This window comes from Caulobacter sp. Root1455 (assembly GCF_001426905.1).
Classification (GTDB): domain Bacteria; phylum Pseudomonadota; class Alphaproteobacteria; order Caulobacterales; family Caulobacteraceae; genus Caulobacter.
Map to the genome: position 1 here is coordinate 342980 of NZ_LMFQ01000020.1, position 26976 is coordinate 369955.

Below are 26976 nucleotides of genomic sequence, written 5' to 3' on the forward strand. Positions count from 1 at the left end.
TCGCGCATTCTGCATCAAAAGCCGCTTGCGTCCCGGGATCGTCCGGGCTATCTCCCCCGCCTCGCCGAAAGGCAGTGCGCGCCCGTAGCTCAGCTGGATAGAGCATCAGACTACGAATCTGAGGGTCGGACGTTCGAATCGTTCCGGGCGCGCCATCTTTCCTCCAGGAAATCGAAAACGGATCCCGCTCCATTGGGCGTGCGATGTCGGCTGCGATTGCCGATCTGGCCGTGAGCCGCCAAATGGTGGCGCAGGACAATCCAAGCGAGCCGCCATGACCCTTCCGATCGACGACCATCTCGCCGCCGCCGCCTTTCGCAGGCTTGTCGAGCATCTACGTCTGCGGACCGATGTCCAGAACGTCGATCTGATGGGCGTGGCGGGCTTTTGCCGCAACTGCCTGGGGGACTGGGTGAGCGAGGCCTCGGAGGGCGCGCTGAGCCGGGATCAGGCCCGCGAGGCGATCTACGGCATGCCGCAATCGGAATGGAAGGCGCGCCACCAGATGCCGGCGACGCCCGAGCAATTGGCGCGGATGGACGCCAGCGTGGCGCTCAACGCGCGACCGCGGGCCGGACGCTAGAGCCTCCCCCGACCCGATTGCATCAGGCCGGGACTCTAGGTCTTCACGCGAACCGGTGTCTACTTTGCTTGAGGGCGTGGCGGGCTAGAAGGCGGCCTGCAGGAAGAGGGCGGGGCCCTTGAAGGTGTAGGCCACGTCGCCGTCCCAGCGTTCCTTCTCGATGCCCAGCTCGTAGTCGACATAGCGGTACATCACGCCGATCCCGACATTCTCGAACACGCGATACGAGACGCTGGCCTGGGCGTTGATCAGGCGGCCGTCATAGTCCGAGACCTTCAGCGACAGATAGTCGATCCGCCCGCCCACGGTCAGCTTGGGCGTCGCCTGGTAGATTCCGTAGGCGCCGAGCGTCGGCAGGGGGGCGAGGGCGTCGCGCTGGCGGGCCTCGGTCTGGACCGCGGCGTTTCCGACATGGCCCTGGCCCTCCAGTCCGACCGTGAACTGGGTGACGTGAAGCCCGACCACCCCACCCAGATCGAGCTTGTCGTTGCGGACGAAGGCATAGCCGACCGCCACCCGATAGACATCGGTCTTGAACTCGCTGGCGATGGTCACCCCGGCCGGATAGGTGACGTCGTCGAAGGTGAGGTCCCGGCCGGCGGTGGCGGAGGCGCTGCGGTTGAGGGCGTAATATTCACCGACGACCGACCAGCGATCGCCGATCCTGGCTCCGGCGAAGAAGGCCGGAAGGGACTTTCGATCGCTCAGCTTGAGGTCGGATTCCAGGTCGATCTTCGTGCCGATGGTCCCGGTCTTGTTCGACACGGCGACCGTGGTGTCGATGTCGGGCCAGAAGGCCTGGGCCTGCAACCAATAGCGATCGTCCAGGGCCTGGGCATGGGCGGAAGAGGCGAAGGCGACGAAGGCTGCTCCGACCGCCGCCCCCGACGTCAGGAAGCAGGACTTCGTGGACGATCGGGCCATGGCGTCTCTCCGCGTGTGCCCGTCAAGCTGAGCCTGGAAGGGCCGCGAACCAATCGGGAGAATTCTCAATTCGCCCCCGGATTTTACACTAGCCCGGCCCAGGTTTGTCTGGAGTTAGATTTCAATGACGCCGCGTCTGGCCGCCACGGTGACGGCGTGGGTGCGGTCGGCGACGTCGAGTTTAGCGAAGATGCTCTTCAGGTGGGCCTTCACCGTGTCTTCCGACAGCGACAGGTCCCAGGCGATCTGCTTGTTGGCCCGACCCGCGGCGACCAGGCGCAGCACGTGGATCTCGCGCTCGCTCAGGGTCTCGTCGATCGCGTGGATGGCGATCTCGTGGGCGACCTCGGGCTGCAGGTGGCGCCGGCCGGCGTGGATGTTTCGGATCGTGTCCAGCAGTTCGCGTCGCAGGGCGCCCTTGAGCAGATAGCCGGTGGCGCCGGCCTTCAGGGCGCGCAGGGCCTGGACGTCGCCGGCATAGGTGGTCAGCACCACGATCCGGGCGGCCGGGAACTCGGCGCGGATGGCTTCGATGGCCTCCAGGCCGCTCATTCCCGGCATCTGCAGGTCCATCAACGTCACATCGGGCCGCAGGTCCCGGTAGCGCGCCAAGGCCTCGGCGCCGTTCTCGGCCTCCCCGACCAGCACCATGTCCGGCTGCAGGGCCAGGACCGCCGCGACGCCTTCGCGCAGCATCGGGTGGTCGTCGACGACCAAGACGCGGATCGGCTGGCCGGCGGGGGCGGCGGTCATGTCAGCGCTCGCTTGTCAGGGCGCGGCGCGCGGCGAAGGGCCATGCGCGGCGACCGAGACTGAGGTAGGCGACGCCGGCCGGGATGGTCAACTCGATCTCCGCGCCGGCGCCCGGACGGCTGCGGATCTCGAACTCCGCCTGGATCTTGCGAGCCCGTTCGCCCATCCCCGTCAGGCCGAAATGGCCTTCGCGCCCGCCGCTGTCGAGCACGGCCTGGTCGAGGCCGACCCCGTCGTCGCGGAAGCGCACGTTCAGGGCGCCGCGGCCATAGCCGACGTCGATCTCGACCGCGCGGGCCTGGGCGTGGCGCTGGGCGTTGAACAGGGCCTCGGAGGCGATCAGCTCGATCTCCTCGCGGACCAGGGGGTGCAGGCGGCGGGGCGTGCCCTCGACCACCATGCGGACCTTGATCGCCGGCTCCAGGCCGAGCCGCTCGACCAGTTCGGCCAGGATGTCGTGCAAGTCGCCGGCCTTGTCGGCGCGCAGGCTCTTCACCCGGTCGCGGCCCTCGACGATGACGTCGTCGGCGCGGTCGAGCGCGCCCTCGAGCGCCTGGCGGGCCGGGAGGTCGGCGGGGATCTGATCGACGACCGACTGCAGGCGCAGCATCAGGCCCTGGATGCCCTGCAGCAGGGTGTCATGCAGCTCGCGGGCGATGCGTTCGCGCTCGGCCATCCGAACCTGCAGCCGACCATGGATGCGATCGGACACTTGCCGCAGCCGCAAGGCGTAGAGGCCCCAGAGCAGGCCGATCAAAGCCAGGATGCAAAGGGCCCGGAACAGATTGGTCTGAATGAAGGTCGGCGGAATCTCGATCGCGAGGGCCGCGCCCTGGTCGTTCCACACCCCGTCATTGTTGGCCGCCACGACCTGGAAGCGATACCGGCCGGGCTTGAGGTTGGTGTAGAAGGCCTGCCGCCGGCCGCCGACATCGACCCAGTCCTTGTCGACGCCCTCCAACCGGTAGCGGAAGCGCACGCGTTCGGGGATGCCCAAGCTCAGGGCCGTATAGTCGATCTGCAGCTTGGACGCGCCCTTGGGCAGGGTCAGGTCGCGGGGGTCGCGATAGACGCGGCCGTCGACCGTCAGGGAGCGGATCGAGACGGGCGGCGGCAGGGCGTTGCGGGCGATGTGGGCCGGATCGATCCAGGCCACGCCTTCGAGCGTCAGGATCCAGATGCGTCCGTCGCCGCCCATGACGACGTCCCTGACCCCGTTTTGCTGGGGCGGGCCAGGCAGCCCGTCCCTCAGATCGAACAGCCGGTAGTTCAGCGGTCGCGCGGGATCGTCGAACGCCCGCGCGAGGTCTTTCGTCCGTATCTGGACGACGCCGAGCGCGCCGAGGATCCAGGTTTCGCCGTTTGGGGTCTGAACGACGCCCTGGACGCCCTTGGCCCAGGGAAAGCGGGCGACCTGCAGGGCCTGGAACCGGTCGCCGGTCAGGCGCAGCAATCCGAATTCGCAACCGATCAGCAGGTCTTTCGGCCCCTGATAGATCGCGCGCAGGCCGCCCACGGCAAGCTTGGGCGAGGGGCGAAGGGTCTGAACGGCGCCGTCCGCGGCCACCCGCGACAGCGTCCTCGGCGTCGGCAGCAGCAGGCGGCCCTGACGATCGATCGTGATATTGCTGTGGACCAGCTCGGGGGCCAGCGGCGGAAACACGGTCCATCGGCCCCTGGCGTCAAGCCGGCCATAGCCCGTCGCGAACAGGGCCAGCCAGAGGTCTCCGCGGTCGTCCACCACGCATCCGGAGTAGGGATCGTCTCGGGCGACGGGCGGCTTGACCGTTCGCGGCCGGCCGCCCAGCCGCGTCAGGCTGTTGTTCGCGCCGAGCCACATCGCGCCAGCCTTGTCCTGGCAAAGCGCCGTCGGATTGTCGAGGCGGTCGCGGATCATTCTGGGCGCCTGGCCGGGCGAGGCCCGGTAGACCGTGTCGCTGTCGGCCGTCCAGATCGCGCCGTCACGGTCGACGAACTGCATGTAGCCGAAGCGTGAGGACCGGGCGATCCCGGGCTCGACCACGACGTTGGCCGTGCGCAGGCGGTCGAGGCCCGCGGAGGTGCCGATCCAGATGTTGCCTTCGTGATCCTCCAGGATCGGCACGGCCTTGTTGGAGCTCAGCCCGTCCTTGGCCTCGTAGGTTTCGGCGCGCGGCCTTGATGTCCGTTCGTTGGTCGCGAAGGCGACGTCCGGCTTGGCGACGCGAAAGGCGCCGGTCGAGAAGGTCGTGCCCCAGAGGCTGCCGTCGCGGTCGAACAGGATGCGGGCGTACCGGGCGGAGTCCGACACGATATAGCCCGCCGGCGCGCCGCGCCTGGCCGTTTCGCCCTTGGCGACATTCGGGAGGGGGCGGGCCCCGAGGGAATCCGAGACCCACAGACGCCCGCCCGCGTCTTCCGTCAGACCGGCGCCGGCCCCCATCACCACATCGGTGCGTTCAAAGCGTCTCGCACCGCGCCGCAGGAAGGAGAGGCTGCCGTCGATCGCCACCCACAAGGTGCCGTCGCGGGTGACCCTCAGGTCCATGATGTAACCTTCGGGCAGGTTCCACGACGCGTCCACGTCCTGCTGCTTGCCGCCGACGAACCGCGCCAGATTGTGCTTGGGCGTGCTGAACGCGGCCCAGACGGCGCCGTCCTGGTCCTCGGTCATGGTCAATATTCCTTCGCTGCCGGCTTGCGGAAATTCCCGCAGCTTGCCATCGCGAAAGATCGCGACGCCGCCCCGACGATAACCGGCCCAGAGCTCGCCCGATCGGGTGACCAGCAGGGCGTTGATGTGATGGGAGTGCGAATAGTGGTCGTCGGCCAGCGGGATGGCTTCGAACGTCACGCCGTCGAACCGATAAAGGCCGCTGGCCGCGCCCAGCCACAGATAGCCGTCGGCCGATTGGGCCAAGGCCCAGATGTTGGTCGGCGCCCCGTCCTCCGCCGTCCAACTGGTGTGCTTGAACTGGGGGATCGTCCGGGCCGGGTCCAGGGCCCGGGCCGGACCGCCCAGCGCCAGGCCCAGGAGAACGGCGATCGCGAACAGAAGTCTGGCCGCCGTCTTCATGCTTGATCGTCTCCGCCGGCCGCGAACGTTCGAGCCTTGCTTTCACGAGCCAAGCCCACGCGAAATCTCGAAAGAGTGACGCGCGGCTCCCCCGTTGGAAGCTTAACGAAAGGGTGTCGATCGAGATAGCGCTGTGGCTTCGAACAGGACGCTTCTCATGTTTCTCGGCGCCATGTTTCCGGGCGGTCTGATCGGCGTGGCGCTCCTGATCGGGCGCCTGGCCGCCGCGGCCGTGCTGATATTCGCGCTGGGCGGTCCCGCGCTGGAAGCGCCCTGGTCGACCCTGCCCTTCCTCCTCGTGGCGGCCGCCCTGACGGCGGGGCTGCTGACCCGCTTCGCGGCGGCGGCCTGCGCGGTCCTGGTGATGTTCGGCGCGGCCAAGGCGGACGGGACGCTTTCCGCGGTGCTGGCGCTCAACGCCTTGCATATCGTCGGACTCGTGCTGACCGGGGGCGGCGCCTATTCGCTGGATGCGCGGCTGTTCGGCCGGCGCGTGATCCGGCTTGACGACTAGGGCAACCACCCGATCGGGCGTCCGACGCCTACCCATCCGGGATTTACCGGCGCCAATGTTCGGCCGATCGTCTGGCCACGTCCGAACAGTGTTGGGAGCGCGTCATGATTGTCCGTAGCGTCGCGGAAATGGCTGGATCCGAGCTCGCCGGCCTCTTTGTCGCCCCGCCCGGCGTGGGCAAGTGGAAGGTCGCCGCGGCGGAGGTCCGGCTGCGGCCGACACAGGACGTCTCGTCCCCCGCCCCGCGGACCGACACCCTGGTGGTACGCCTGCAGCTGAGCGACTACCCCAGGCAACGGTGCTGGGAGGGCGGCGTGGCGGCCCCGGTTCGCGACGTGGCGGCGGGCGAGGTTCTGTTCCACGACCTGCGGCGCGATCCTCGGCTGTTGTTGGACCAGCCCTATCACGCGTTGCACGTCCACATCCCTCGCGCCGCCTTCGAAGCGATCGCCGCGGAATGCAACGCCGTCCCGATCGGCGATCTCGACTACACGCCGGGGGTCGGCCTGGTGGATCCGACGATCGCCGGCCTTGGCGCTTCGATCCTGGCCAACGCCCGGGACGGCGCGGTCCATAATCGACTGTTCGTCGACCACCTGATCCTGGCCGTGGCCACCCATGTGGCGACCCGCTACGGCGGCATGGTCGCGATGTCGCGGAGCGCGCGCGGCGGGCTCGCCCCCTGGCAAACCCGCCGGGCGAAGGAGATCCTCGCCGCCAATCTCGACGGCGCGGTCCCGCTGACCGAGGTCGCCCGCCAGTGCGGTCTGTCGGTGGGCCACTTCTCGCGATCGTTCCGGCGCTCGTTCGGCACCACGCCGCACCAATGGCTGGTCCAGCGGCGACTGGACGCGGCCAAGGATCTAATCCGCTCGTGCCGCATGCCACTGTCGAACGTGGCGCTCAGCTGCGGCTTCGCCGATCAGAGCCACCTGACCCGGGTCTTCACCCGCGAGGTCGGCGCCAGCCCGGCGGCCTGGCGCCGCGAGGTGCAGCAATAGGCCGAAGGGCGGCGACGGGACTCAGGCCGCCAGCTTCCTGGCCTTCACCTTGATCCGGATCACGCGGTGGTTGGACGACATGTAGAGGTGGCCGTCGGCGGCCAGCTCGCAGTTGGAGATCACGTCGTCGGCCCGGATGATTCCGATCCGTTTGCCGGCCGGGGTGAAGATGGAGATCCCGTCCTTGCTCGAGGCCCATAGGTTGCCGGCGCGGTCGACCTTCAGGCCGTCGCCGCCGTCGATGCCGGTCGCGGCGCGGTCGACGAGCTGTCGGCGGGCGGTGGGCGCGCCCTTGGCGTCCAGGTCCCAGGCGACCCAGCCCGACTTGCGGTCGGTGGCGTACAGCGTCCGGCCGTCGGGCGACAGGCCGACCCCGTTGGGCTCGATCGTCTTGTCGATCATTGTCAGGACGTTGTCGGTCCCCAGGCGATAGACGCCCGAATACTCCGTCTGGCGATAGGGCGAGCTCCAGTCGCCCTTCAGGCCCCAGGGCGGATCGGTGAAGTAGATCGCTCCGTCGCGGGCCAGGACCAGGTCGTTGGGGCTGTTGAGGCGCTTGCCGTCGAAGCTGGAGGCCAGGACCGTCTTCTTCTGGGTCTTCAGGTCGATGAACGAGACGCAGCGATTGCCGCTGTCGCCGATCACCAGGCCGCCGCGCGCCAGGATCAGGCCGTTCGAGCCGGCCTCGCGCAGGCTGATCGTTTCAGGACCCGCATAGCCCGAGGGCGACAGCCAGACCGCGCCGCCGCGCGCCGGCGACCAGCTCATGATCTTGTTGGCCGGCACGTCGGAGACCAGCAGGAAGCCGTCCTTGCCGCCGACCCAGACGGGGCCCTCGCTCCAGGTGAAGCCGTCCAGCACCTGCTCGACCGGCGCGTCGGCGTCGATCAGGGCGTCCAGGGCCGGGTCGAGGCGCTCGACCTTGCCGACGACGGTGTAGGATTGCATCGCCGCCTTGGCCGAGCCCGGGGCCAGGGCGGGGGCGGCCGCGAGGGCGAGGAGCGAGGCGGCCGCGCCGCGACGGGTCATCGGGAAGTCTGGGTTCACGGGCGAAGCTCCTGGCGCCGGAATCGTAAGCCTCGCTGTTGTGCCCCGCGTTCGGCCGTCGCGCTACTGTCGCTGACAGCCTTGTCACGATCCAGGCGGACGCGGGCGGGCGGCATGCCATCCCTGGCCGGCATGTTCGTCCAGGTCCGGCGCCCTGGGATCCACGTGCCCGGGTTCCTCGCGAAACACCAGGGGCGTGCCCACCACGGCGTTTCCATCGGCGTCCCGCGCGATCATCCCGCGCGCCGCCACGGCCGGATCATCGAAGGCGGCCTTCAGGCTGCGGACCGGCGCGAAACAGATGTCGCGGCCCTCGAACCAGCTTTCCCACTCGGCTTGGCTCCGTGTGCGGAAGGTCTCGCGAAAGAAGGCCCGCAGCGGCTCCTGACCCGGGCCCGGCGACAGCTTGGCGTAGTCTAGCAGGTCCAGCCGCCCCAGAGCCTCCAACAGATTGGCCGCGAACTTCACCTCCGAGCCGCCCAGCACGATCCAGCGGCCGTCCGCGCATTCATAGAGATTGAACATCGCGGCCCCGCCCCACGAGCGTTCGGCCTTGGGGAGGTTGGCGCGGCCCTCGGCGAACACCGGGCCGGTGGCGTTGGGAGTCCAGGCCATCAGGCTGTCGAGCATGGCGACGTCGAGATGATCGCCCTGGCCGGTCTTCTCCCGCCGCAGCAGGGCCATCAGCACGCCGGACAAGGCGGTCAGCGAGGCCAGGGCGTCGGCGGCCATCAGGCCGGGCATGGCCGGCTTGCCGTCCTGGCCCTCGTTCAGCGCCACCAGCCCCGCCAGGGCCTCGACGGCCAGGTCGTGGGCCGGACGGTCGCGATAGGGGCCGGTCTGACCGAAGGCGCTGATCGAGCAGTAGACAATGCCCGGATTGACCGCCTTCACGGCCTCGTAGCCGACGCCCAGCCGGTCGACCACGCCCGGGCGGAAGGCCTCGACCAGCACGTCGGCCTCGCCGGCCAGGGCCCAGAACGCCGCCTGGCCCTCGGCGCTCTTCAGGTCCAGCTGCACCGAGCGCTTGCCACGATGGGTGTTGCGGAACCAGACGGTCAGATCGTTTGTCGACAGGCCGATATGACGACTGGGCTCGCCCTCGCCGACCGGCTCGACCTTGATCACGTCGGCCCCGTGGTCGGCCATCATCAGGGTCAGCATCGGACCGGGCAGGAACAGGGACAGGTCCAGAACCTTGACGCCGTCGAGCTTCATGCTCCCTCCCGCCTTTTTGGCCGTCCGAGCAGCAGGTGGTTGTGCTCGCCCATCGCAGGGGCGCGGGCGGCGGGCATTCGTTGGCCGTCGACCTTGATCGGGCAGGCCAGCATGTCCAGGCCCTGGGGCCGGGCCGGATGGTCGATGCGGTCGCGCATGGCCACCTCGGCGACGAACGGGTTATCCAAGGCGTCGGCCAGATCGGCGATCGGCGAGAACGGCACGCGGCCGCCCAGATAGGCCATCCACTCGGCCCCGGTCCGCTGCTCCATGATCGCGTCGAGGATCGGGGTCAGGGCGTCCAGATGGGCGCGGCGGGCCGGCATGTCGAGGAAGCGCGGATCGGTCTTCAGTTCAGGCCGGCCCACCAGGCCGCACCAGACCTCCCAGAAGCGCTGGGTCTGGCACATCAGCATGCCCCAGCCGTCCTTCGTCTTCACCCGTTGCGAGGGGCTGATCGAGGGATGCGCCCCGCGTGGCGGACGGCCGACCTGGTGGCCCTCGTTCATCGCCCACACCGCCGGATAGGAGGTCTGGTGCAGGGCCACGTCGAACAGCGACACGTCGACGTCGCAGCCCACTCCGGTGGTCCGCGCCCCGAGGATCGCCGAGACGATCCCGAGCGCGAACACCGAGCCGGTCATGAAGTCGACCATCGACAGGCCGAAGCGCACCGGCGGCCCGTCCGGCTCGCCGGTCAGGGTCATGAACCCCGCCTCGGCCTGCATCAGATAGTCGTAGCCCGGCCAGGCCTCGCGGCTGTTGCCTCGTCCGTAGGCGGACAGATGGGCGCAGACAACGGCGGGATTGATGTGCTTGAGGTCCTCGTAGCGGATCGCCAGCTTCTCGGGCTGGTCGCCGCGCAGGTTGTTGACCACGGCGTCGGCGCCGGCCGCCAGCCGCTCGAACTCGGCCCGCCCCTCGGGCGTCTTGATCTCCAGCGCCACCGATTGCTTGCCGCGCGAGAAGGTCTGGAAAAACTGGCTGTCCTGGTCGCCCAGGAAGTAGGGGCCCAGGCTCCGGCTGATGTCGCCGCCCAGGGACGGAGCCTCGATCTTGATCACCCGCGCGCCCAGCTCGCTCAGCAGCTGGGTGCCGTAGGGCCCGGCGGCGTACTGCTCGACCGCCACGATGCGCACGCCGTCCAGGGGTCTGTTCATCCGCTCCGCCTCTATTCGGACGGATGATGCGACGGGCGTCCCGTCGCGCCTAGGGCGACGTTGGGGAAGGGCGCTTGTTTCAGGGGGACGATGTGCGTAGGCAGGCCGCGTCAGCGCTATTGCTTCGAGGCCCCCATGACCGTCGTCCTGCAAACCGCCCGCGCTCGTGTCGAGCTGTTGCCCGCCCTGGGCGGTTCGGTCGGCCGGTTCGTCTGGGACGGCCGTGACGTGCTGCGGCCGGCGCCGGCCGGGGCGACCGAGGTGCTGGACACGGGAAATTTCGCCCTGGTCCCGTTCTGCAACCGCATCCGTGACGGGCGCTTCAGCTTCGGCGGTCACGACGTGGCCTTGTCGCCGAACCTGGGCGACCATCCGCACGCCCTGCACGGCCAGGCCTGGCGCGGAGCCTGGCGCGTGGTGTCGGCCGGCGAGACCGAGGCGGTGCTGGCCTTCGACCACGCGCCTGGCGAATGGCCCTGGGCCTATCGCGCCGAGCAGCGCTTCACCCTGGGCGACCACGGCCTGCGCCAGGCGCTGTCGGTGACCAACACCGGGAACGAGCCGATGCCCGCCGGCCTGGGCTTCCATCCCTATTTCCCGACCCGTGACGGCGAGCGCCTGCGGGCCGGGGTGAGCGGCGTCTGGCTGATCGACGACGACTGCCTGCCCACCGCCCAGGTCGCGGGCCCATGGCGCTCGGACTGGGCGGCGGGCGCGCCGACGGCGGTCTCGGCCCTGATCGACAATTGCTACACGGGCTGGAACGGCGTCGCGACCCTGTCGGCGCCGGGCGGCGCCGGCACGACCCTGACCGCCTCGCCGGACTGCCGCTGGCTGCATGTCTATTCGCCGCCGGGCGCCGATTTCGTCTGCGCCGAGCCGGTCGCCAACCGCCCCGATCCGTTCAACGGCGAGGACAGCGGCATCCGAATCCTGGCGCCGGGCGAGACGGCGTCGGTGTGGATGAACGTGGCGTCCTCATAGACCGGCCTCCATCCGGGTTGACGCCGCCCGGCGAGCGCCCGCATTGGAGGAGAGTTCAGCTTCGAGGATTGGGTCGATGCAGTTTGGATACGAACCGATTCATCCCATGGCGACCTACGCGCCGTGGCTGGACGATCCCGATTTCCTGGCCGTCTACAAGACCGTCCAACCCAACACCCTGGTGGACCACATGCGGGCTTTCGAGCTGTGGCGCCTGGTCGATCAGGCGTTGAAGGTCCCGGGCGACATCCTGGAGGTGGGCGTTTGGCGCGGCGGCACCGGCTGCCTGATGGCCAAGCGTGTCCAGGCGCTGGGATCGAGCGCCAAGGTCTATCTCTGCGACACGTTCGCGGGCGTGGTGAAGGCCGGGCCGGCCGACCGGTACTACAAGGGCGGGGAGCACGCCGACACCTCCCAGCGGATCGTCCTGGACCTCGCCGACCAGCTCGGGCTTTCCAACGTCAGCCTGCTGACGGGGATCTTCCCCGACGACACCGGAGACCAGGTCGCCGACCGGCGGTTCTGCCTCTGCCACATCGACGTCGACGTCTACGACTCCGCCCTGCACGTCCTGGAGTGGGTCTGGCCGCGCATGCCGGTGGGCGGCGTGGTGGTGTTCGACGACTACGGCTTTTCGTCCTGCACGGGGGTCACCCAGCTGGTGAACGACCGCATGGCCCAGCGGGGCGCGCTGACTTTGCACAATCTGAACGGCCACGCCGTGATCGTGAAGACGGCCGAGGATTAGGCTCAGTCCACCATCGCTTCCAGGGCGCTGCGGTCGCGCAGCAGCACCTTGCGGGTGGTGGGCAGGGCGATCAGGCCGTCGTGCTGGAACTGGGTGAAGGTGCGCGACACGGTCTCGATGGTCAGGCCCAGATAGTCGGCCATGTCCTGGCGGGTCATGGGCACGTCGAGCAGGGCCCGCGCACCCGTGCGCTCGGCCAGGTCCAGCAACAGGGCGGCGACGCGCTCGCAGGCGGCGCGGCCGCCCAGCATCAGCACGTGGTCCTGGGCGCGGCGCAGGCTGTCGGTGGTCAGTTCCAGCAGGCGTCGGGCGACGTCGCCGCGCTCGCAGGCCAGGGCTTCCAGGGCCGAGCGGGGCATCACCCGCACTATGGTCGGGCTCAGCGTCTCGGCCGCCACGCGATAGGTCTCGCCGCTCTCCAGGCCGAACACGTCGCCGGCGAAGTGGAACGCCTCGATCTGCCGCCGGCCGTCGCGCAGGATCCGGCAGGTGCGCAACGATCCGGAGATCAGCTGGTAGATTCGATCGGCCGGTTCGCCCTCATCGAAGATCGTCTCGCCGCGACCATAGGTGTGGTGCAGGCCGTCGAGCACGATCGCCGCCGGCTGGCGGGCGGTGGGCGCGGGAGTCTGGGCCACGGACAGCATCAAGGTCTCCGATCTCTCTCCCGCCCAATCTCCTTCGCCGGAGCCAAGCGGTACAGTCGGGACCTACGCCTAAGGAGGACTACCTAGGACGGTTTGCACGACGCGATCGTCCCGCGCGGCTAGCCGCGCCTGGCCGAAAGCGTCATCCGCACCAGGGCCGCCAGGTTGTCGGCGTGCATCTTGGCCATCAGCTTGGCGCGATAGATCTCGACCGTGCGCGGACTGATCCCCAACTCGCGGGCGATCACCTTGTTGGGCTGGCCGTCGACGACGCCGTCCAGCACCTGACGCTCGCGCTCCGACAGGGTCTCCAGCCGTTGGCGGACCACGGCCGCCTCGTCGGAAGCCTTGGCGGCCTCCGGCCGCGGGCCCGCTTCCAGAGCGCGGTTCAGGGCGTCGAGCATGCGGCTTTCGCCGAACGGCTTTTCGATGAAGTCGGCCACCCCGGCCCGCATGGCCTCGACGGCCAGGGGAATGTCGCCATGGCCGGTGATCATGATGATCGGCACGCGGGAGCCTCGGGCGTTCAGCTCGCGCACCAGCTCCAGGCCCGTCATGTCGGGCATGCGCATGTCGGTGATCACGCAGCCGGCCCCGTCCAGGGGCAGGGCCTCCAGCAGGGCCAGGGCCGAGGCGTGGCTGACCACCTCGAAGTCGGCGGCCTCCAGCAGGAAGGCCAGGGACTCGCGGGCGCTCTCGTCGTCGTCGACCACGTGGACCACGGCTTCACTCATCGATCACGTCCTCGTTGTCTCGTCTGGGCGGCAGAATGAAGTGAAACACCGTCCCGCCCTTTGGGTTCGGGTCCGCCCAGATCCGACCGCCATGCGCCTCGATGATCGAGCGCGAGATCGACAGACCCACACCCATGCCCTCGGCCTTGGTGGTCATGAACGGCTGGAACAGCCGCTCGCGGAAATCGTCGCTAATGCCCGAACCGGTGTCGGTGACGCTGACTTGAACGGAACCGTTGTCGAGCCGCTGGCTCGATATGGTCAGTTCGCGTCGCGGGGAGTCGGCCATGGCGTCGACGGCGTTGCGGATCAGATTCACCAGCACCTGCTGGATCTGCACGCGGTCGGCATAGACCGCGTCGGCGGCGGGGTCCAGTTGCAGGCGGGTGGTCACCAGATGCTCCCGCGCCCCGATCAGGGCCAGGGCGGCGGCGTCCTCGACCACCTTGGACAGACTCTCGGGCGCGCGTTCGCTGGCCCCGCGCCGCACGAACTCGCGCATGCGGTGGATCACGTCGCCGGCTCGCAGGGCCTGGGCCGAAGCCTTGTCGACCGCGTCGCGGACCTTGGCCTGGTCTTCGGGGCGGCCGCGGTCGAGCAGGCGGCGCGAGCCGGTCAGCAGGTTGGCGATCGCCGACAGCGGCTGGTTCAGCTCGTGGGCCAGCGTCGAGGCCATCTCGCCCATGGCGGTCAGGCGCGAGACGTGGACCAGCTCGGTCTGCAGGTCGCGCAGTCGCGCCTCGGTGTGCTGGCGCTCGGTCAGGTCGCGAATGAAGCCGGTGTAGAACGGCTGGGAGCCCCGGGTCTCGCCGACCGCCAGCTCCATCGGGAAAGTCGTGCCGTCCTTGCGCCTGCCGACCACCACGCGGCCGGTGCCGATGATCCGCTTCTCGCCGCTGCGGCTGTAATTGGCCAGGAAGCCGTCGTGGCCGGCGCGGTCCGGCTCGGGCATCAGCAGGCTGACGTTCTGGCCGATCGCCTCGGACGAAGCCCAGCCGAACAGCCGCTCGGCGGCGGGGCTGAACGAGGTCATCACCCCGGCCGGGTCGATGACGATCACCGCGTCGGGGGCGGAGTCGAGGATCGACTGCAGGTGATGGGTCATGGCGGCGGCGCGCGAGCGGGCGGCGTGAAACCAGCCGCCGCCGACCGACATGCCGAAGCCGATCATCACGAACACCAGGCTGGACAGAGCCGTGGCCTGGTCGGGCGTTCCGCGCACCTTCAGCAGCCAGACCGCTCCGGCCGCCAGCACGGTGGCGAACAGGCCCGGCGCCAGGCCGCCGACCGCGGCGCTGATCAGCACGGCCGGCACGAACAACAGGAAGGCCGAGGGGGCGGTGAAGCCGGGGGGCAAGGCCAGCTGGATCAGGGCGCAGGCCAGGACCGTGGCCATGGCCGCCAGATAGGCCCGGGGCCGCAGATCGCTGTGCAGCGTGCCGGCCGAAACCGTGGTCATCACGTGATAGCGGTCTCCGCTGCGCAAGGTCGGCTACCCTATAGCCGTTGGCGCGGCGATTGGCAGTCTCAGATCGCACAAGGCGCGCGGCGCGGGACGGTGGCTGACCAGGATCAGGCCCTGGCCGGTGCGCTTGAGGCGAGCGTCCAGGCGCTCGACGATCAGGGCCTCGGTCGCGGCGTCCAGCCCCTCTGTAGGCTCGTCGAGCAGCAGCCAGGGGGCGTCCCGCAGCAGGGCCCGGGCCAGGGACAGCCGCCGCCGCTCGCCCCCCGACAGCCGCTCGCCGTTCTCGCCGATCCAGGTGTCCAGGCCCTGGGGCAGGGCGCGGACCCGGGCCTCCAGCGCGGCGTCGGCCAGCGCGTCCCACAGGGCCTCGTCGGCGCGGGTTCCGGCGAGGGCGAGATTGGCGCGGACGGTCCCGGCGATCATCGCCGCGTCCTGCGGGGCGTGGGCGAAAGCGGCGCGGGTTCGTGCGTCGGGCTCCTGGCCTCCGCATGACAACCGTTTGTCCCGGCTTTCGCCGGGATGAGCGGCTGTTGGGGGAGCGCGCAGGCCCAGCAGCCGTTCGAGCACCGTGGTCTTGCCGCAACCCGAGGGGCCGGTCAGGACCAGCCGCGAACCCGCCGTCAGGGTGAGGCCGCCGAAGTCGAGGCTGGGGCGATCCGGCGGGGCCTGGGCGCGCGCCGCGTTCGGTCCATGGACCAAAATCGTATCCAGCCGCTTGGCCGCCGCGTCCGCTCCGGCGTCCTGCTCGAACGCCTTGCCGACTCCGGCCAGGCCTTCCAGCGCCATGGCGGTCGCCAGGCCGGCCATGGCCGCCAGGGGCGTGGCGGCATCGCGGGCCAAGGCCAGGACCAGGGCGACGGCGAGGCCGAGGATCGCGCCCTGCAGCGCGATCAGCCAGCCGGCGGCCGCCACGGCCTCGCGCCTGAGGGCGTCCAGGCGCGCGCCCTTGGCGGCGATCTCGGCGGCCGCTCGGTCTTGCACGCCATAGACCCGCAGCTCGGGCGCGGCGGCGGCGTAGGCGGCCAGGGCGTCCTTCAGGTCGCCGGCCGCCTGCTGGATCGCGGGGCCGGTGCGGGCGGTCAGGCGGCGGGCCAGGGCGCGGCCGCTCAGCACGGCGCCGGCCGCGGCCACGGCGACGACCAGGGCCGGACCCCAACCGGCGGGCGCGGTCATGGCCAGGCCGGCGGTGACCGCCGCCCCGGCGCCCCAGGGGGCGGAGAGGCGGATCAGCCGGGTCTCGACCGCGTCGACGTCCTGCACCAGCCGGGCCGAGGCCTCGCCGCGGGACAGGGCCAGGGCCTGGGCGGGCGGGGCGGCGGCCAGGGACGCGTAGAGGGCCGGGCGGATGGCGGCCAGCGCCTTGAGGGCGGCGGCGTGGCTCGACAAGCGCTCCAGGTAGCGGAAGGCGGTGCGCAGGATGGCCAGCAGGCGGATGCCGGCGCTGGGCAGCAGCACGTTGAAGGCCTGGGCCGCCGCCAGTCCGCCCAGGCCGGCGATCGCCGCGCCGGTCAGGAACCAGCCCGACAGGCCCAGCAGCAGCACCGATCCGGCCCCGACGACCGCGGCCGAGATGGCGGCCAGGCGCAGGCCGGCCGCGTGGCGTTTTCGCTGTTGGCGGATCAGAACGGCGAGGGGACTGGAGCTCACAGCCGCACCACCCGGTCGGCCAGCGCGGCGACGGCCTCGGAATGGGTGGCGATCAGGGTGGTGCGGCCGGCCGCCGCTTGGCGAAGGATCGGCAGCAGGGCCTGCTCCGATGCCGCGTCGAGATCGGCGGTCGGCTCGTCCAGCAGCAGGATGGGCGCGGGCTTGAGCATGGCCCGGGCCAGGCCCAGCCGGCGTCGCTCGCCGCCGGACAGGCCGGCGCCGCGCTCGTCGAGCCGAGCGTCCAAGCCGCCCCGGCCGTCCAGCACGTCCGCCAGACCGACGGCGCGGGCCGTCTGTTCCAGAGCGTCCCGTGTCGCGCCGGGATGGGCCAGGGCCAGGTTGTCGGCCAAGGTTCCCGGCAGAACCACCGGCGACTGTCCGGCCCAGGCGACCGATGTCGCGATCGAGCCGAGATGCGACAGGCGCTGGTCGCCGACCGACACCTCGCCGCCGCTCAGGGGCGCCAGGCCGAGCAACAGGTTCAGCAAGGTGGTCTTGCCGCTGCCGCTGGGCCCCAGCAGGGCGACGACCTCGCCCGGCGCGACGTCGAGATCGAAGCCTTCGAACACGGCGGTCTCGCCGGGATCATAGGTCACGGTCACCGCCTGGAAGCGAATGGGCGGCGGCGCGGCGAAGATCACGGCCGGCGGGGCGGGCGCGGGGGCGGGCAGGGCGGCCAGGGTCAGGGCGGCGGCCTCGGCGGCCTGGCGATCGTGATAGGCGGCGGCCAGACGGCGCAGTGGGACATAGACCTCCGGCGCCAGGGCCAGGGCGAAGAAGGCGCGCTTGAGATCCAGCTGTTCGGGAACGGGGAAGGGGAGCAGGCGCAGCAGGTTGAAGCCGCAATAGACCGCCACCAGGGCCACCGACAGGGCGGCGAAGAACTCCAGCGCCCCCGACGACAGGAAGGCGACCCTCAGCACACGGATCGTCCGCCGCGCCAGGTCGTCGGCGGCCAGGGCGAGGTCGCGGGTCACCGCGCCCTCGGCCTGGAACGCCAGCACCAAAGGCAGGGCGCGAACCCGGTCGAGGAACAGGCCGGAGAGCCGCTCCAAGGCCAGGAACTGCCGCCGCGACTCCTCCGCCGCGGCGCCGCCGGCCAGGGCCATGACCAAGCCGAACGGGACCAGGGTCGCCAGAAGGATCCCGGCCGCCACGGGCGTGGCGACGGCGACAGCGGCGATGACCAGCAGGGGCGCGACCGCGGAGGCTAGTCGGGCCGGCGTGAAACGGGCGACATGGCCGTCCAGGGCCTCGATCCCCTCGACCACGGCCGACAGGGCCTCGCCGCCGGTGGCGCGGCCGTTGGCCAGGGCGCCGCCCAGCACCGAGGCGACGGCGTCGCCGCGCGCCTTGGCCTTCACCCCGGCGGCGGCCTGGGCCCCGACTTCGGCGGCGCGCTTGGCCAGCAGTCCGCGCGCGGCGGCGGCCAGGGCGAGCACGATCAGCCACGGCGCGGCGGCGGCCAGGCCGCGCGGCAGGGCGTCGAGGGCCAGGGCCAGGCCGGCGGCGAAGGCGATCGCGGCCGGAACATCGGCCAGCAGCCACAGCGGGGCCGTCCTGGCGTCTGTCCCGCCGGCCTTGCCCAGGGTCTTCAGCCAGGGTCGCGCGACGGCGTCGAGCTCGGCGGTGAAACTGACTGTCATCGGCCGTGTTTAGACTCGGCGAACGGGAAATCCTTGATTGGGATCAACGCACCCTAGCCAGGACGCGTCTAGAGGTGGAGGGTCCTTGAGGCGACCGATCGCCAACGACAACCGGAGCGCTGCATGGATCCCGCCGTCGTCGACCTCTCCCGCCTGCAGTTCGCCCTGACGGCCCTGTACCACTTCCTGTTCGTGCCCCTGACCCTGGGCCTCTCCTTCATGCTGGTGATCATGGAGAGCGTCTATGTGATGACAAAGCGGCCGATCTGGCGGACCACCACCCGGTTCTGGGGCACGCTGTTCGGGATCAATTTCGTGCTCGGCGTCGCCACCGGCCTGACCATGGAGTTCCAGTTCGGCATGAACTGGTCCTACTACTCGCACTATGTCGGCGACATCTTCGGCGCGCCGCTGGCCATCGAGGGGCTGATGGCCTTCTTCCTCGAGGCCACCTTCGTGGGGCTGATGTTCTTCGGCTGGGACAAGCTCAAGCCCGTGACCCACCTTTTTGTCACCTTCCTGGTGGCCTTGGGCACCAACCTGTCGGCCCTGTGGATCCTGGTCGCCAACGGCTGGATGCAGAACCCGGTCGGCGCGGCCTTCAATCCCGACACGATGCGGATGGAAGTGGTCGACTTCAAAGCCGTCATCTTCAATCCCGTGGCTCAGGCCAAGTTCGTGCACACGGTCAGCGCCGGCTACACCATCGCCGCGGTCTTCGTTCTGGGGATCAGCGCCTGGTATCTGCTGAAGGGCCGGTATGTCAGCGTCGCCAAGCGATCGCTGACCGTCGCGGCCGCCTTCGGCCTGGCCTCGTCCCTGTCGGTGGTCGTGCTGGGCGACGAGAGCGGCTACGCCCTGACCGACAACCAGAAAATGAAACTCGCGGCCCTCGAGGCCATGTGGGAGACCGAGCCCGCGCCCGCCGGCCTGACCGCCTTCGGCATCCCCGACCTGAAGGACCGCAAGACCCACGCCGAGATCAAGGTGCCCTACGTCCTGGGCCTGATCGCCACCCGCAGCTTCGACCGGCCCGTCGCCGGCATCTTCGAACTGGTGGCCCAGGCCGAAACGCGGATCGAGAGCGGCGTGGTCGCCTACGACGCGCTGGAGACCCTGAAGGCCAATCCAACCGACCTGGCGGCGCGCGGCGTGTTCGAGACGCACCGTCGCGACCTCGGCTACGCCCTGCTGCTCAAGCGCCACGTCGCCGACCCGCGAACGGCCGACAAGGCGCTGATCCAGAAGACCGCCTGGGACACCGTGCCCAACGTGCCGGTGATGTTCTGGTCGTTCCGGATCATGGCCGGAATCGGCTTCCTGATGATCGCCCTGTTCGCCACGGCCTTCGTGCTGGTGAGCCTGCGCAAGCAGAACACCCGCTGGTTCCTGATGATCGCGGTGGCGGCCATTCCGCTGCCCTGGATCTCGACCGAGCTGGGCTGGGTGCTGGCCGAGGTCGGGCGTCAACCCTGGGCGGTGGAGGGCGTTCTGCCGACCTTCCTGGCGCCCTCGTCGCTGAGCGTGGCCCAGATCCTGACCAGCATCGTGGTCTTCACCCTGCTCTACGGCGCCCTGGCGGTGGTCGAGGTCGGGCTGATCCTGAAGACCATCAAGAAGGGCCCCTTCGCCGAACAGGAAACCTTCCCGTCCGGACCGCTCGCCCCCGCCGGCGAAGCCGTGGCCTAGGAGAAACCGGATCATGGAACTCCCCCTCGACTATCCGACGCTTCGCCTGATCTGGTGGGGCCTGCTGGGCGTGCTGCTGATCGGCTTCGCCCTGACCGACGGCTACGACATGGGCGTGGGCGCCCTGCTGCCCTTCGTCGCCAGGACCGACGAGGAGCGCCGCATGGTGATCAACACCGTCGGCGCCACCTGGGAAGGCAACCAGGTGTGGTTCATCACCGGCGGGGCCGCGATCTTCGCGGCCTGGCCGCTGGTCTACGGCGTCAGCTTCTCGGGCTTCTACCTGGCCATCTTTCTGGTGCTGGTGGCGATGATCCTGCGGCCTGTCGGCTTCAAGTACCGATCCAAGCGGCCGGACCCGCGCTGGCGCGCGTTCTGGGACTGGGCGCTGTTCACCGGCGGCTTCGTGCCGGTGCTGGTCTTCGGCGTGGCCGTGGGCAACGTGCTGCAAGGCGCGCCGTTCAAGCTGGATGGCGACCTGCGCAGCACCTATCACGGCGCTTTCTTCGCCCTGTTCACGCCCTTCACCCTGGTCTGCGGCCTGCTGTCCGTGGCCATGCTGGTGCTGCACGGGGCGGCCTGGCTGGGGGTGAAGGCCGAGGAGGGCGGCGCGGTCCAGGACCGGGCCCGCAGGTTCGGCACGGGCGCCGGCGTCGCCACTCTGCTGCTGTTTCTGGTCGGCGGTCTGCTGGCCATGCGCCTGGGCTTCCGCGTCGAGGGCGCGTTCGATCCCGCCGCGCCGTCCAATCCGCTGCGGACGGCGACCGTCGCCGCGCCGGGGGCCTGGTTCGACAATTTCGGCCGCTATCCCTGGATGCTGATCGCGCCGGTGCTGGGCTTCGGCGGGGCGATCGTGGCCCTGCTGGGCCTGTGGCGGCGATCCGCGCCCCTGGCGTTCGGCGGCTCGTCGGCGTCGGCGGCGGGGATCATCGCCACGGTGGGGCTGTCGATGTTCCCGTTCATCCTGCCCAGCACGATAGACGCCCATTCCAGCCTGACGGTGTGGAACGCCTCGTCCAGCCACATGACCCTGTTCATCATGCTGGTCGTCGTCGTGGTGCTGCTGCCGGTCGTGCTGCTCTACACCGCCTGGGTGTTCAAGGTGCTGTGGGGCCGGACCAGCACGGCGGCCCTGAAGACCGACCCCGCTCTCTACTGAAAACGGCCCGTACTGAGGAGATCTCGCGATGTGGTATTTTACCTGGATCCTCGGCCTGGGCCTGGCGCTGGCCTTCGGGGTGCTGAACGGCGTCTGGTACGAGTTCAACCTGACCGACGAGGGCGATGTCGGGGCGTCGGAGCCCTGATCCTCCCCCGCAGGGTGAAGATCAGGCGGACGCGACAATTCGACGCCGTCCGGTAAGCTTTGCATTAACCGTTATTAAACGGCGGTCGAGCTCTTGTGACAGGTGACGCGAAACCGGCTTTCGGCGTTCGCCGCAAGACCTTTTGAGCCTCGGGACCCGACCATGACCGACCACGCCGAACCCGCCCTGGAGCTGATCTCGTTCTGCATCGGCGAGCAGGAGTTCTGCATCGACGTCAAGACGGTCCGCGAGATCCGCGGCTGGACCCCGGCCACCCCGATCCCGCACGCCCCGTCCTTCCTTAAGGGCGTGATCAACCTGCGCGGCGCGATCATGCCGGTCATCGATCTGCGCAACCGCCTGGGCCTGGGCGTCACCGTTCCGGAGACCCGCCACGTCATCGTCGTGGTCGAGTGCCAGGACCGCCTGGCCGGCATCCTGGTCGACGCGGTCAGCGAGACCTTCACCGTGTCGCGCGACCACCTGCAGCCGACCCCGGACCTGGGGGCCGACGAGCTGCGCTTCATCCAGGCGATCATCTCGCTGGACAGCCGCCTGATCACCTATCTGCGCATGGACGACGTCTTCCCCGCCCAGGTCAGCCAGGCGGCGTAGGTCGCGCTTCAGAGCGAAACGAAAAAGGGGCGGGCCGCGAGGTCCGCCCCTTTTGATTCAGCGTCCCCAACCGATCTACTTCCCCCGCACGAGCTTCGCGGCGGCGGCGTGGAAGACGGCCTCGGCCTCGGCGGCGTCGGCCACGGCGTTGTGGCGGTCGGCGGCGACCGGCATGGCCGCGCGGCCGGTGGTCGGGGCGGCGTAGCTCTGGGCCACCTTGCGGGCGTCCTGGGCGCGCAGGGCGGCGTTGTCCGAGGTGGTCTCGTGCCAGTGGGCCAACTTCTCCGCTGTCAGCGCGCCGTCGACCGGCAGGTCGCCGTGATGGACCACTTCGCCAAAGCCGATGGCCACGAAGCCGTGGATCACGCCGTAGTCTTCCTCCGACAGCAGGAAGGTGATCTGCCGCTCCTCGACCTGGCCGGTATAGGCGTCCTGCTCCGGGTCGAACTCGCGCAGCACCAGCACGTCGCCGACCGCGAACTCGCGGTCGTTGCGGCGGATCTCGAAGCGCTTCTTGCCCGACCGCACGGCGGCGAAATACTGGGGCCAGGTCTTCAGTTCGTGACGGGTCATGGGGAGATTCTCGGAAACGGGAGGCGTGGCCTTGGCCGGCAGTTCGGGCTGGAAGGTTAAGGCCTGGATGGAATGTTGTGGATCGGATTGAGCCGACGGTGCTGAAATCCTCGTCCTTCGACAAGCTCAGGATGAGGATTTCTACAGCCGCTTCGGGGTCGAAATTAGCCCTCATCCTGAGCTTGTCGAAGGACGAGGGCGGCCCCTAGGTCAGGCAGGTCCGCGCGATCTCGGCGCGCAGTTCGGGCAGGCCGTAGCCTTTCTCCGACGAGGTCGCCAGGACCTTCGGGAAGGCCGCCGGGCGCTTGGCGATGGCCTTGAGGGTCTTGTCGATCGTGGCGTCGAGCTCGGCCTGCTTGATCTTGTCGGCCTTGGTCAGGACGATCTGGTAGGAGACCGCCGCGACGTCCAGGGCGTCCAGGGCCTCGGTGTCCACCGACTTCAGCCCGTGGCGGGCGTCGATCAGCAGATAGACCCGCTTGAGGTTCACCCGACCCCGCAGATAGGCGCGGCCCAGGTCCTGAAACTTGTCGGCCACGCTCTTGGACACCCGCGCGAAGCCGTAGCCCGGCAGGTCGACCAGGCGCAGCTTCTCGGCCAGCACGAAGAAGTTGACCTCCCGCGTGCGCCCCGGCGAGTTCGAGGCGCGCGCCAGGTGGTTCTGGCCGACCAGCCCGTTGATCAGGCTGGACTTGCCGACGTTCGAGCGGCCGGCGAAGGCGACTTCGGGCAGGCTCGGCGCGGGCATGCCGTCCATCTTGACCGCGCCCATCATGAAGGTCGCCGGCTGGGCGAACAGCACGCGGGCGGCTTCGATGTCCTCTTCGCTATAGGCCAGTTCGTCCATCAGGTGGCCCCGACGGTCTTGCCGCTCAGCCGGGCGATCAGCTTGTCGATCGGGTTCTCGACCTTGTAGCGGTGCATGATGATGTACTGCTGGATGATGGTCAGCACGTTGCTCCAGCACCAGTAGATCACCAGGCCCACGGCGAAGCCCGACAGGGTGAAGGTGAAGATGATCGGGAAGAACTGGAAGATCTTCTGCTGGATCGGGTCGCCGGCCGGCGGGTTCATCGACGTGGTCAGCCACATGGTGAAGCCGTACAGCAGCGGCCAGACGCCCAGGTGGGCGATCGAGGCGCCCAGGAACGGCAGGGTGGCCGGATCCCAGGGGATCGCGCCGAACAGGTTGAACAGGGTGGTCGGCTCCGGCGCCGAGAGGTCGACGATCCAGCCGAAGAACGGCGCGTGCCGCATCTCGATGGTCACCGTCAGCACCTTGTACAGCGAGTAGAAGACCGGGATCTGGATGAGCATGGGCACGCAGCCCATCATCGGGTTGATCTTCTCCTTGGCGTACAGGCCCATCATCTCCTGCTGCTGCTTGGCCGGATCGTCCTTGAACTTGGCCTTCAGCTTCTCGACCTCGGGGGCGATCTTCTTCATCTTCGCCATCGACTCGTAGCTCTTGTCGGCCAGCGGGAAGAGGATCAGCTTCAGGGTCACGGTCAGCAGCATGATGGCCACGCCGAAGTTGCCCACCAGCTTGTAGAAGATCTCCAGGATGTTGAAGATCGGCCGGGTGAGGAACCAGAACATGCCCCAGTCGACGGCCTTGTCGAAGCTGGGGATCACGCTGGTCGGACGGTTCCAGAACTGCCACCAGACCACCGGCTTGCCGCCGTACTGATAGCGGGTCAGCAGCGGCACGGTCTTGGCGCCGGCGAACAGACGGGTGGAGTTGGTGGCGGTGGCGCCGGGCGCGACCGAGCGGGCCGAGCCTTGGAAGGCTGACTCATAAACATCGATGCCCTTGATCGGCGTAACCCGGAAGCGACCCGTGATCAGCTCGGACTGCTCGGGAACCAAGGCAGCCAGCCAATACTTGTCGGTCATGCCGATCCATCCGCCCTTGGAGGCGAGATTGTCCTGGATCGGCTTGTCCTTCTTCCACTTGGGATACTTGGCCTGATCCTGCAGCAGGTACTTGCCGTCCTTGACGCCTTCGATGCCGCCCAAGACGCCGATGCCCCCTTCATAGACGATCTGGGTCCTGCCCAGGCCGTGCGGGCCTTCGGTCGGGATGCCTTGGCGCTGAACCGAAGCGAAGGGGGCCAGGGTTACGGCCGCGCCGCCTTGGTTGCGGACGGTGTCGGCGACGGTGAACATGGCGTCGGCGTCGACCGAGATGGTGCGGGTGAACACCAAGCCCTGGCCGTTGTCGTAGGTCAGCACGACCGGAGTGTTGGGACGCAGAACCTGGCCGGGGGCGGCGGTCCACACGGTCTGGGGCGTGGGCAGGCCGGTCATGCCGGCGGGGCCCGCCCATGTGAAGTCGGCGAACCAGGCATGCTCGGCGCCCTCGGGGCGGAACAGCTCGACCGGCGGCGAGCTCTTGTCGGCCGTCTGGGTGAAGCGCTTGAGCCACAGATCGTCGATCCGCGCGCCCTTCAGGGCGATCGAGCCCGCCAGGGCCGGGGTGTCGACGGCGATGCGCGGGCTCTGGGCCTTGGCTTCGTCGCGCGACAGCTTCAGCGGCTGGGGCAGGCCGTCGGCGCCGAGGGTCATGCCCGGCTGGGCGGCGACCTGGGCCTCGGCGATCTTCTTGGCGCGCAGCTCGGCCTCGGCCTTCTTCTGCTGCGGGCCCATGTAGAAGACCTGGTAACCGATCAGGATCGCGAACGCGCAGACGAGGAACATCAGCGTGTTTTTGTTGGAGTCGTTCGGCTGCATGAGATGACTTAACCAGAAACGGAGGAATCGGACGCGGCGGGGGCGTGCGGAGCGGGTTCAGGGCCCGGGCCCGCGCGATCGAGGTCGGCGGCGAGGCTTATCAGCGCGGTTTTAACATCGTCAAGCAAACGCCCCCATGGCCGCTGGCCGGTTCCGCCGCGGGCGATGAACACATAGTCGCAACTGGGACGGCCATGAAGGGGGAGAAGCAGTCTGGCGGCCTCGCGCAGGCGTCTTTTCGCGCGATTTCGCTCGACCGAGCCGCCGATCTTCTTGGTGGCGGTGAATCCGACCCGGATCAGCGGGTCGTCGTCGTGGCGGGGGCGCATCTGCATGAACACCGCGCCGCGCGCCAGGTTGGGCGCCTTGGCGGCCTTCAGGAAGTCCGGGCGCTTCTTCAGCCGCTCGATCTTCACGGGAATGACCTGCCCAGAAGGGATGGGGGCTTCGGTCATGAAAAAAGCCGCCCTTTCCGGCGCAGGCGCAGAGCCTGGTTCGAGGAAAGGGCGGCTTCCATCATGGTCTTTATCCCGCGCCGTTCTTGCGAAGAAGCGGGGTAGAAGGCTGTTAGGCCGTCAGGCGCTTGCGGCCCTTGGCGCGGCGACGCGCGACGATCTTTTGGCCGTTCTTGGTGGCCATACGCGCGCGGTAGCCGTGACGGCGGGCTCGCACGAGCTTCGACGGCTGGAATGTCCGCTTCACGAGGTGGCTCCGATAATAATGGGACGCGGCAGCCGGAGGGCCGCCGCGAGTGAGGGGCGGTGGATAAGGGAAGGGGCGGTCGCTGTCAACATGAGTCGAACCAAGGGCTTGTGCGAACCTGCCCCACCTGGCGCCTTCGCCGCCTGTCCGTCCCCATAGGGGGCCTAGGACGAAGAGGAGCCGCGGAGCGACCGGTAGGGGGCAAGTGCTCGCCGCTATAGATCTGGCCGAATGATAGCCTTGCCGATCACTTGCCGATTGGCCAGCAGATCGAACGCCTCGCGCCAACGGTCAAGGCCCAGCTCCGCATGCACGTGCGGCCGGATCGTCCCCTCGTCGGCCATCTTCCACACCGCCTCGGTGTTCTCCCGCCCCTTCTCCGGAAACCGCCGGCCGTACTCCCCCGCCCGCACGCCCATCACCGAGAAGCCCTTGATCAGCGGCATGTTGACCGAGACGGTCGGGATGCGGCCCGAGGTGAAGCCGATCACCAGCAGCCGGCCGTCGAAGGCGATGCAGCGGACGCTCTCGTCGAACACGTCGCCGCCGACCGGGTCGTAGATCACGTCGGCGCCGTTTCCGCCGGTGATCTCCTTCACGCGCTCACGGAAGCCGCCGGTCACGTTGACCACGGCGTCGGGGGTGTAGAGGCGCTGGATCGCCGCCAGCTTCTCGTCCGAGGCCGAGGCGGCGATCACCCGAGCGCCCAGGGCCTTGGCCAGGTCGACGGCCGCCAGGCCCACCCCGCCGGCCGCGCCGTGGACCAGCACCCACTCGCCCGGCTCCAGCCGCGCTCGGCGGACCAGGGCGACATAGGCGGTCAGATAGGCCGCGCCATAGGCCGCCGCCTCGGCGAACGACAGTCGCGCGGGCTTGGGCTTGAGGGCTTCGGCGTCCAGCACCGTATACTCCGCGAACCCGCCCAGCCGCGCCCCGCCGACCACGGCGTCGCCGACGCTCCAGCCCGTCACGCCCTCGCCCAGCGCCGCGACCTCGCCGGCCAGATCCAGCCCCGGGGTGAAGGGCAGGGGCGGTTTGAACTGGTACTCGCCCCTCGTCATCAGCAGGTCGGGGAAGTTGACGCTGGCGGCGCGCACGCGGACCAGCACCTGGCCGGGGCCGGCTCGCGGCATGGGCACGTCGCGGACCGCGCAGCCGGCGAAGTCGGGGATGAGCTCTTCGACGACGAGGGCGCGCATGGTGTCGGTCATGAATCCCGCCAAGCGGACCT

26 protein-coding genes, 1 tRNA gene and 1 pseudogene are annotated in these 26976 nt (G+C 69.3%); 11 read left to right on the forward strand and 17 right to left on the reverse strand.

Translation table 11 applies throughout. From position 1 onward, the window contains the following. Positions 1-78 precede the first annotated feature (78 nt). Both ASD21_RS11005 and ASD21_RS11010 read left to right on the forward strand, forming a co-directional pair. Positions 79-155, forward strand: a tRNA-Arg gene (locus ASD21_RS11005). 119 nt (positions 156-274) lie between these two features. Next, positions 275-583 carry a DUF1244 domain-containing protein gene (locus tag ASD21_RS11010; RefSeq protein WP_056440550.1) on the forward strand — a complete coding sequence of 103 codons (309 nt, stop codon included), beginning with the start codon at positions 275-277 and terminating at the stop codon, positions 581-583. An 84-nt stretch (positions 584-667) separates the two neighbouring features. On the opposite strand, the gene ASD21_RS11015 is transcribed toward ASD21_RS11010, so the two are convergent. From ASD21_RS11015 to ASD21_RS11025, 3 genes are all read right to left on the reverse strand, one after another. Further along, a complete protein-coding gene (locus tag ASD21_RS11015) occupies positions 668-1507 on the reverse strand; it encodes an outer membrane beta-barrel protein (protein ID WP_056440552.1) in 840 nt (279 codons plus the stop codon). Positions 1508-1621: 114 nt separating this feature from the next. Continuing rightward, a complete protein-coding gene (locus ASD21_RS11020; protein WP_056440554.1) occupies positions 1622-2260 on the reverse strand; it encodes a response regulator in 639 nt (212 codons plus the stop codon). Between the two features lies 1 nt (position 2261). Further along, a complete protein-coding gene (locus ASD21_RS11025) occupies positions 2262-5315 on the reverse strand; it encodes a sensor histidine kinase (RefSeq protein ID WP_056440556.1) in 3054 nt (1017 codons plus the stop codon). A 157-nt stretch (positions 5316-5472) separates the two neighbouring features. Between ASD21_RS11025 and ASD21_RS11030 the strand changes: the two genes are divergently transcribed. Both ASD21_RS11030 and ASD21_RS11035 read left to right on the forward strand, forming a co-directional pair. Next, positions 5473-5829 (forward strand): hypothetical protein, encoded by a 357-nt coding sequence (locus tag ASD21_RS11030; RefSeq protein WP_056440558.1) that lies wholly within the window; start codon positions 5473-5475, stop codon positions 5827-5829. Positions 5830-5933: 104 nt separating this feature from the next. Further along, on the forward strand, positions 5934-6830 hold the full coding sequence (locus tag ASD21_RS11035) for a helix-turn-helix domain-containing protein (protein ID WP_200941422.1): 897 nt from the start codon (positions 5934-5936) through the stop codon (positions 6828-6830). A 21-nt stretch (positions 6831-6851) separates the two neighbouring features. Here ASD21_RS11035 and ASD21_RS11040 read toward each other — a convergent pair whose 3' ends face one another. The 3 genes from ASD21_RS11040 to ASD21_RS11050 form a co-directional block, all read right to left on the reverse strand. Continuing rightward, on the reverse strand, positions 6852-7877 hold the full coding sequence (locus ASD21_RS11040) for an SMP-30/gluconolactonase/LRE family protein (RefSeq protein WP_056440563.1): 1026 nt from the start codon (positions 7875-7877) through the stop codon (positions 6852-6854). Between the two features lie 84 nt (positions 7878-7961). Next, positions 7962-9095, reverse strand: coding sequence for a CaiB/BaiF CoA transferase family protein (locus ASD21_RS11045; protein ID WP_056440565.1), 1134 nt, complete (start codon positions 9093-9095; stop codon positions 7962-7964). After that, positions 9092-10255, reverse strand: a complete 1164-nt coding sequence (locus ASD21_RS11050; protein ID WP_056440567.1) for a CaiB/BaiF CoA transferase family protein — start codon at positions 10253-10255, stop codon at positions 9092-9094. The genes ASD21_RS11045 and ASD21_RS11050 overlap by 4 nt, the downstream gene beginning before the upstream one ends. Before the next feature lie 135 nt (positions 10256-10390). Between ASD21_RS11050 and ASD21_RS11055 the strand changes: the two genes are divergently transcribed. Then, positions 10391-11239 (forward strand): aldose 1-epimerase, encoded by an 849-nt coding sequence (locus tag ASD21_RS11055; protein ID WP_056440569.1) that lies wholly within the window; start codon positions 10391-10393, stop codon positions 11237-11239. Between the two features lie 106 nt (positions 11240-11345). Beyond that, on the forward strand, positions 11346-11987 hold the full coding sequence (locus ASD21_RS11060; protein WP_162250231.1) for a TylF/MycF/NovP-related O-methyltransferase: 642 nt from the start codon (positions 11346-11348) through the stop codon (positions 11985-11987). Between the two features lie 2 nt (positions 11988-11989). On the opposite strand, the gene fixK is transcribed toward ASD21_RS11060, so the two are convergent. The 5 genes from fixK to cydD all read right to left on the reverse strand — a co-directional run bounded on the left by fixK (position 11990) and on the right by cydD (position 18126). Continuing rightward, the gene (gene fixK / locus ASD21_RS11065) at positions 11990-12634 is read right to left on the reverse strand and encodes a transcriptional regulator FixK (RefSeq protein WP_056440573.1); all 645 of its coding nucleotides are present in this window, start codon (positions 12632-12634) and stop codon (positions 11990-11992) included. Positions 12635-12753: 119 nt separating this feature from the next. Further along, on the reverse strand, positions 12754-13368 hold the full coding sequence (gene fixJ, locus ASD21_RS11070; RefSeq protein WP_056440575.1) for a response regulator FixJ: 615 nt from the start codon (positions 13366-13368) through the stop codon (positions 12754-12756). Continuing rightward, positions 13361-14827 carry a PAS domain S-box protein gene (locus ASD21_RS11075; RefSeq protein ID WP_235524873.1) on the reverse strand — a complete coding sequence of 489 codons (1467 nt, stop codon included), beginning with the start codon at positions 14825-14827 and terminating at the stop codon, positions 13361-13363. The genes fixJ and ASD21_RS11075 overlap by 8 nt, the downstream gene beginning before the upstream one ends. Before the next feature lie 33 nt (positions 14828-14860). Next, positions 14861-16480 carry an ATP-binding cassette domain-containing protein gene (locus ASD21_RS11080; protein WP_082554718.1) on the reverse strand — a complete coding sequence of 540 codons (1620 nt, stop codon included), beginning with the start codon at positions 16478-16480 and terminating at the stop codon, positions 14861-14863. Next, positions 16477-18126, reverse strand: a complete 1650-nt coding sequence (gene cydD / locus ASD21_RS11085; RefSeq protein ID WP_056440579.1) for a thiol reductant ABC exporter subunit CydD — start codon at positions 18124-18126, stop codon at positions 16477-16479. The genes ASD21_RS11080 and cydD overlap by 4 nt, the downstream gene beginning before the upstream one ends. A gap of 123 nt (positions 18127-18249) precedes the next feature. On the opposite strand from cydD, the gene ASD21_RS11090 reads away from it, so the two are divergent. From ASD21_RS11090 to ASD21_RS11105, 4 genes are all read left to right on the forward strand, one after another. Next, a complete protein-coding gene (locus ASD21_RS11090) occupies positions 18250-19815 on the forward strand; it encodes a cytochrome ubiquinol oxidase subunit I (RefSeq protein WP_056440582.1) in 1566 nt (521 codons plus the stop codon). 13 nt (positions 19816-19828) lie between these two features. Continuing rightward, positions 19829-20974 carry a cytochrome d ubiquinol oxidase subunit II gene (cydB, locus tag ASD21_RS11095; protein WP_056440584.1) on the forward strand — a complete coding sequence of 382 codons (1146 nt, stop codon included), beginning with the start codon at positions 19829-19831 and terminating at the stop codon, positions 20972-20974. A gap of 28 nt (positions 20975-21002) precedes the next feature. Then, complete coding sequence (gene cydX, locus ASD21_RS11100) at positions 21003-21122, forward strand: cytochrome bd-I oxidase subunit CydX (RefSeq protein WP_056440585.1); 120 nt, start codon at positions 21003-21005, stop codon at positions 21120-21122. A gap of 162 nt (positions 21123-21284) precedes the next feature. After that, positions 21285-21737, forward strand: a complete 453-nt coding sequence (locus ASD21_RS11105; RefSeq protein WP_056440587.1) for a chemotaxis protein CheW — start codon at positions 21285-21287, stop codon at positions 21735-21737. 75 nt (positions 21738-21812) lie between these two features. Here ASD21_RS11105 and ASD21_RS11110 read toward each other — a convergent pair whose 3' ends face one another. Next, complete coding sequence (locus ASD21_RS11110) at positions 21813-22310, reverse strand: ASCH/PUA domain-containing protein (protein WP_056440589.1); 498 nt, start codon at positions 22308-22310, stop codon at positions 21813-21815. A gap of 106 nt (positions 22311-22416) precedes the next feature. Between ASD21_RS11110 and ASD21_RS24720 the strand changes: the two are divergent. Further along, positions 22417-22518 (forward strand): annotated as a pseudogene (locus ASD21_RS24720) (hypothetical protein); the annotation flags it as partial. Here ASD21_RS24720 and yihA read toward each other — a convergent pair. The 5 genes from yihA to ASD21_RS11135 all read right to left on the reverse strand — a co-directional run bounded on the left by yihA (position 22516) and on the right by ASD21_RS11135 (position 26956). Further along, positions 22516-23157: a ribosome biogenesis GTP-binding protein YihA/YsxC gene (gene yihA, locus ASD21_RS11115; protein WP_082554719.1), complete on the reverse strand. Its 642-nt coding sequence runs from the start codon at positions 23155-23157 to the stop codon at positions 22516-22518. The pseudogene ASD21_RS24720 and the gene yihA sit on opposite strands and share 3 nt — an antisense overlap. Beyond that, entirely contained in the window at positions 23157-25043 is a 1887-nt protein-coding gene (gene yidC / locus ASD21_RS11120) for a membrane protein insertase YidC (RefSeq protein WP_056440593.1), read from the reverse strand. Before yidC ends, yihA begins: the two co-directional genes overlap by 1 nt. 8 nt (positions 25044-25051) lie before the next feature. After that, positions 25052-25498: a ribonuclease P protein component gene (gene rnpA / locus ASD21_RS11125; RefSeq protein ID WP_056440595.1), complete on the reverse strand. Its 447-nt coding sequence runs from the start codon at positions 25496-25498 to the stop codon at positions 25052-25054. A 112-nt stretch (positions 25499-25610) separates the two neighbouring features. Further along, positions 25611-25745, reverse strand: coding sequence for a 50S ribosomal protein L34 (gene rpmH / locus ASD21_RS11130; RefSeq protein WP_012284717.1), 135 nt, complete (start codon positions 25743-25745; stop codon positions 25611-25613). A 215-nt stretch (positions 25746-25960) separates the two neighbouring features. After that, positions 25961-26956, reverse strand: a complete 996-nt coding sequence (locus ASD21_RS11135) for an NADPH:quinone oxidoreductase family protein (protein WP_056440597.1) — start codon at positions 26954-26956, stop codon at positions 25961-25963. Positions 26957-26976: the final 20 nt, after the last annotated feature.

Bases quoted from the DNA above. Each gene is read 5' to 3' on its own strand.
- ASD21_RS11050 (WP_056440567.1), bottom strand. From the start codon at position 10,255: ATGAACAGACCCCTGGACGGCGTGCGCATCGTGGCGGTCGAGCAGTAC.
- fixJ (WP_056440575.1), bottom strand. From the start codon at position 13,368: ATGAGTGAAGCCGTGGTCCACGTGGTCGACGACGACGAGAGCGCCCGC.
- ASD21_RS11060 (WP_162250231.1), top strand. From the start codon at position 11,346: ATGGCGACCTACGCGCCGTGGCTGGACGATCCCGATTTCCTGGCCGTC.
- cydD (WP_056440579.1), bottom strand. From the start codon at position 18,126: ATGACAGTCAGTTTCACCGCCGAGCTCGACGCCGTCGCGCGACCCTGG.
- ASD21_RS11090 (WP_056440582.1), top strand. From the start codon at position 18,250: ATGGATCCCGCCGTCGTCGACCTCTCCCGCCTGCAGTTCGCCCTGACG.
- yidC (WP_056440593.1), bottom strand. From the start codon at position 25,043: ATGCAGCCGAACGACTCCAACAAAAACACGCTGATGTTCCTCGTCTGC.
- ASD21_RS11015 (WP_056440552.1), bottom strand. From the start codon at position 1,507: ATGGCCCGATCGTCCACGAAGTCCTGCTTCCTGACGTCGGGGGCGGCG.
- ASD21_RS11110 (WP_056440589.1), bottom strand. From the start codon at position 22,310: ATGACCCGTCACGAACTGAAGACCTGGCCCCAGTATTTCGCCGCCGTG.
- ASD21_RS11010 (WP_056440550.1), top strand. From the start codon at position 275: ATGACCCTTCCGATCGACGACCATCTCGCCGCCGCCGCCTTTCGCAGG.
- ASD21_RS11035 (WP_200941422.1), top strand. From the start codon at position 5,934: ATGATTGTCCGTAGCGTCGCGGAAATGGCTGGATCCGAGCTCGCCGGC.
- yihA (WP_082554719.1), bottom strand. From the start codon at position 23,157: ATGGACGAACTGGCCTATAGCGAAGAGGACATCGAAGCCGCCCGCGTG.
- ASD21_RS11020 (WP_056440554.1), bottom strand. From the start codon at position 2,260: ATGACCGCCGCCCCCGCCGGCCAGCCGATCCGCGTCTTGGTCGTCGAC.
- ASD21_RS11105 (WP_056440587.1), top strand. From the start codon at position 21,285: ATGACCGACCACGCCGAACCCGCCCTGGAGCTGATCTCGTTCTGCATC.
- ASD21_RS11055 (WP_056440569.1), top strand. From the start codon at position 10,391: ATGACCGTCGTCCTGCAAACCGCCCGCGCTCGTGTCGAGCTGTTGCCC.
- rnpA (WP_056440595.1), bottom strand. From the start codon at position 25,498: ATGACCGAAGCCCCCATCCCTTCTGGGCAGGTCATTCCCGTGAAGATC.
- fixK (WP_056440573.1), bottom strand. From the start codon at position 12,634: ATGCTGTCCGTGGCCCAGACTCCCGCGCCCACCGCCCGCCAGCCGGCG.
- ASD21_RS11030 (WP_056440558.1), top strand. From the start codon at position 5,473: ATGTTTCTCGGCGCCATGTTTCCGGGCGGTCTGATCGGCGTGGCGCTC.
- ASD21_RS11135 (WP_056440597.1), bottom strand. From the start codon at position 26,956: ATGACCGACACCATGCGCGCCCTCGTCGTCGAAGAGCTCATCCCCGAC.
- ASD21_RS11075 (WP_235524873.1), bottom strand. From the start codon at position 14,827: ATGACCACGGTTTCGGCCGGCACGCTGCACAGCGATCTGCGGCCCCGG.
- cydB (WP_056440584.1), top strand. From the start codon at position 19,829: ATGGAACTCCCCCTCGACTATCCGACGCTTCGCCTGATCTGGTGGGGC.
- ASD21_RS11025 (WP_056440556.1), bottom strand. From the start codon at position 5,315: ATGAAGACGGCGGCCAGACTTCTGTTCGCGATCGCCGTTCTCCTGGGC.
- ASD21_RS11045 (WP_056440565.1), bottom strand. From the start codon at position 9,095: ATGAAGCTCGACGGCGTCAAGGTTCTGGACCTGTCCCTGTTCCTGCCC.
- cydX (WP_056440585.1), top strand. From the start codon at position 21,003: ATGTGGTATTTTACCTGGATCCTCGGCCTGGGCCTGGCGCTGGCCTTC.